General features: G+C 71.4%; 2 protein-coding genes. Both read left to right on the top strand.

Features of this window, described 5'->3' with window-relative positions; genetic code table 11:
• Positions 1 to 1,625: transcription termination factor Rho (gene rho, locus EBH09_RS25305; protein ID WP_121749207.1), on the top strand; the 1,625-nt coding region annotated here is incomplete at its 5' end.
• Positions 1,626 to 1,831: 206 nt separating this feature from the next.
• Positions 1,832 to 3,616 (top strand): trypsin-like serine protease, encoded by a 1,785-nt coding sequence (locus tag EBH09_RS25310; RefSeq protein WP_121749208.1) that lies wholly within the window; start codon positions 1,832 to 1,834, stop codon positions 3,614 to 3,616.
• Positions 3,617 to 3,985 lie beyond the last annotated feature (369 nt).

The raw sequence follows: 3,985 nt of genomic DNA on the forward strand, positions 1-3,985 counted from the left end.
CCGCCGACGACGCCCCCTCCGAGCGCCGTCGTCGCCGGGCCACCGCCGACGCGGGCAGCCCGTCCGCCGCCACCGAGACGGTGGCCGCCGAGACGAAGAGCGAGGCGAAGGCCGACTCCTCCGCCCAGCAGCAGTCGCAGGGCCACCAGCAGGGCCAGGGCGACGCCCGCTCCGACGGTGAGGGCGGCGAGGGCCGCCGCCGTGACCGCCGTGACCGCGGCGACCGTGACCGCGGTGACCGAGGCGATCGCGACCGTGACCGCGGTGACCGCGGACGTGACCGCGACCGCCGCAACAAGGGCGACGACCAGCAGAACCAGGGCGGCGGCCAGCGCCGTCAGCAGGGCGGCGGCCAGGACCGTCAGCAGCAGCAGGACGACGACGATTTCGAGGGCGGCCGTCGCGGCCGTCGCGGCCGCTACCGGGACCGCCGCGGCCGCCGTGGGCGCGACGACATCCAGCAGGAGCCGCAGATCAACGAGGACGACGTCCTCATCCCGGTCGCCGGCATCCTCGACATCCTCGACAACTACGCGTTCATCCGGACCTCCGGCTACCTGCCCGGCCCGAACGACGTGTACGTCTCCCTCGCCCAGGTCCGCAAGAACGGTCTGCGCAAGGGCGACCACCTCACCGGTGCCGTGCGCCAGCCCAAGGAGGGCGAGCGCCGCGAGAAGTTCAACGCGCTGGTGCGCCTGGACTCCGTCAACGGCATGGCGCCCGAACACGGCCGCGGACGGCCGGAGTTCAACAAGCTGACGCCGCTGTACCCGCAGGACCGCCTCCGCCTGGAGACGGACCCCGGTGTCCTCACCACCCGCATCATCGACCTCGTCGCGCCCATCGGCAAGGGTCAGCGCGGTCTGATCGTGGCCCCGCCGAAGACCGGCAAGACCATGATCATGCAGGCGATCGCCAACGCGATCACGCACAACAACCCCGAGTGCCACCTGATGGTCGTCCTGGTCGACGAGCGTCCGGAAGAGGTCACCGACATGCAGCGGTCGGTGAAGGGTGAGGTCATCTCCTCCACCTTCGACCGTCCGGCCGAGGACCACACCACGGTCGCGGAGCTCGCCATCGAGCGCGCCAAGCGCCTGGTGGAGCTGGGCCACGACGTGGTCGTCCTGCTCGACTCGATCACGCGTCTGGGCCGTGCGTACAACCTCGCCGCCCCGGCCTCCGGCCGCATCCTGTCCGGTGGTGTCGACTCGACCGCCCTGTACCCGCCGAAGCGCTTCTTCGGTGCGGCCCGCAACATCGAGGACGGCGGCTCGCTGACCATCCTCGCCACCGCCCTGGTGGACACCGGGTCCCGCATGGACGAGGTCATCTTCGAGGAGTTCAAGGGCACCGGCAACGCCGAGCTCAAGCTCGACCGGAAGCTCGCCGACAAGCGCATCTTCCCGGCGGTGGACGTCGACGCGTCCGGCACCCGCAAGGAAGAGATCCTGCTCGGCAGCGACGAGCTGGCCATCACCTGGAAGCTTCGCCGGGTGCTGCACGCGCTCGACCAGCAGCAGGCGATCGAGCTGCTCCTCGACAAGATGAAGCAGACCAAGTCGAACGCGGAGTTCCTGCTGCAGATCCAGAAGACGACTCCGACGCCCGGCAACGGCGACTGAGTCGCAGCCGCCCCACTCCGGCGCGGTCCGAAGTCCCGCCCCGTCACACAGGTGACGGGGCGGGACTTCCGCCTTGTAGGATCAGCGCACTGCAGTGGGGGGGAACGTATTTTCGGATACGCCCACGGGCGATTCGTGCTGCCTTCACGGCCTGCGCCTGCCGGGCTCTTCTCTCCTGCGAGCATTCACATCGACAGGAGACCTGAGTGACATCTACTCCTCGAAGAGCCCGCCTGGCTCTTCCCGCGGCCACCGCCGCACTCGCCCTGTCGGGCGCGGTCCTCGCGGCCGCCCCCGCCCAGGCGTCGGGCACGACACCGGTCCCGCCCCAGCCGACGGTCACCGAGCAGCCGGCCGCCTCCCGGGCCGAGCTGCTGCAGCGCGTCGAGGGCTCGGGGGCCGCGCTCAAGGGCGACACCGCCGCCGCTCCCGGGCAGCCGAAGCCCGCGCCGAGCGCCGAGGCCCCGTCCACCGCCGCCGACCCGAAGATCATCGGCGGCAAGGACGCGACCATCTCCGAGGCGCCGTGGATGGTGCAGCTGCACTACTACGACGACAAGGGCACCGCGGACACCGCCGACGACGACGGCTACTTCTGCGGCGGCACCCTCGTGGCCCCGGCGAAGGTCCTGACCGCAGCGCACTGCGTGTACGGCCTGGACTGGTCGGAGAACGGAGCCGTCCTCGCCGGCACGGCCAAGCTGCCCGAGGGCGACGACCTGCACGGCGGCCGGGTCGCCGGCGTGTGGCGCCAGTGGGTCAACCCCACGTACCGGCCGAGCACCACCGCGGGCGGTGACCTCGCGGTGCTGACGCTGACCGAGGCGCTGCCGTACAAGACGCTCCGGCCGACGTCGAGCAGCGACACCGCCTCCTACGCCAACGGCACCCCGGCGACCGTGTACGGCTGGGGGCGCACCAGTTCCACCAGCGACGACATCTCGCCGACGCTGAAGAAGGCGACCGTGCCGATGCGGTCGGACACCGCCTGCACCTCGTACTGGGGCTCCGATTTCGTGGCCGGCCAGATGGCGTGCGCCGGCGACCCGGCCTCCGGTCAGGACGCCGGCACGGTCTCCCCGTGCAACGGCGACTCCGGCGGCCCGCTCGTGGTCAACGGCCGGATCGCCGGCGTCGTGTCCTGGGGCGTCGCGGACTGCGTCGCGTCGGGCGCCTACGGGGTCTACGCCAAGACCCGCACCTACGCCGGCGAGGTCAACGCCCGCGTTGACGACACCGATCTCGACTTCGACGGTCTGGCGGACCTCTTCGTCCGCACGCCCGGGGGCAAGGCCTACGAGTACTACTCGCTGGGCAACCGGTGGCCCTACCTGGGCGGCCGCGTCGAGCTGGGCGACTGGAGCGGGCTGAGCCTGGTCCGCCAGGCCGACCTGGACCGCGACTTCCGCCAGGACTACCTGTACCGCACCCCGGACGGCGTGCTGTACACCTTCGCGTTCAACGGCTCCGACCGCTACGAGTCGATCCGCGTCGGCGGCGGCTGGAACGCGATGAAGGACATCCGCGTCCCGGGCGACCTGTCCGGTGACGCCCTGCCCGACCTGGTCGCCAAGGACAAGTACGGCGTCCTGTGGCTCTACCCCGGCAAGGGCAACGGAGTGTTCGGCACCCGCGTCCGGATCGGCGGCGGCTGGGCCAAGTACACGATCACCGGCAAGGGCGACTACAACCGCGACGGCAAGTCCGACCTGCTGGCGCGGGACGGCTCCGGCGTCCTGTGGCTGTACCCGGGCACCGGCAAGGCCTCCCCGGCGCTCGGCAGCCGGAGCAGGGTCGGCGGCGGCTGGTCCGTGTACAACGCCTTCGCCACCGCCGGTGACGTCACCGGCGACGGCAGGCCCGACCTGCTGGCCCGGGACACCTCCGGGGTGCTGTGGCTGTACAAGGGCACCGGTGTTACGGGTTCGGCGACGTTCAAGGCCCGCAACAGGGTCGGCGGCGGCTGGGGGGCGTTCAACCTCTTCGGCTGATCCCGCCGGGACCGGCAGATTCCGCGCCAGGGGCCGCCTCCGTCCAGGGGGCGGCCCCCGCACGTTGCGACGTTCCCCACATGAGCCGGTGCCGCCACCGTCCGTGGGTACCCGCAGAAGTGCCCGCGGATCCCCAGGTCAGCCCCGCGAGCGTGGCCACACCGAGTACGGTCCGTAACCATTTCCCCACCCGGCCGCCACAGACCGTTGTGCAACCCTGTCCCGAGTTCCGCCGTCTCGGCTACGGAGGGACGATGGTGAGGTACCGGTGGAAACCGCCGGAGCCGACCGACCCGACCCTGAGCGCAGGGGTAACCGACCGGACGAACACCCGAGGAGCACATGTCCGCCGAGAGCACGCCTGATCCC

Source organism: Streptomyces sp. E2N166, assembly GCF_003671715.1.
Classification (GTDB): Bacteria; Actinomycetota; Actinomycetes; order Streptomycetales; family Streptomycetaceae; genus Streptomyces; species Streptomyces thinghirensis.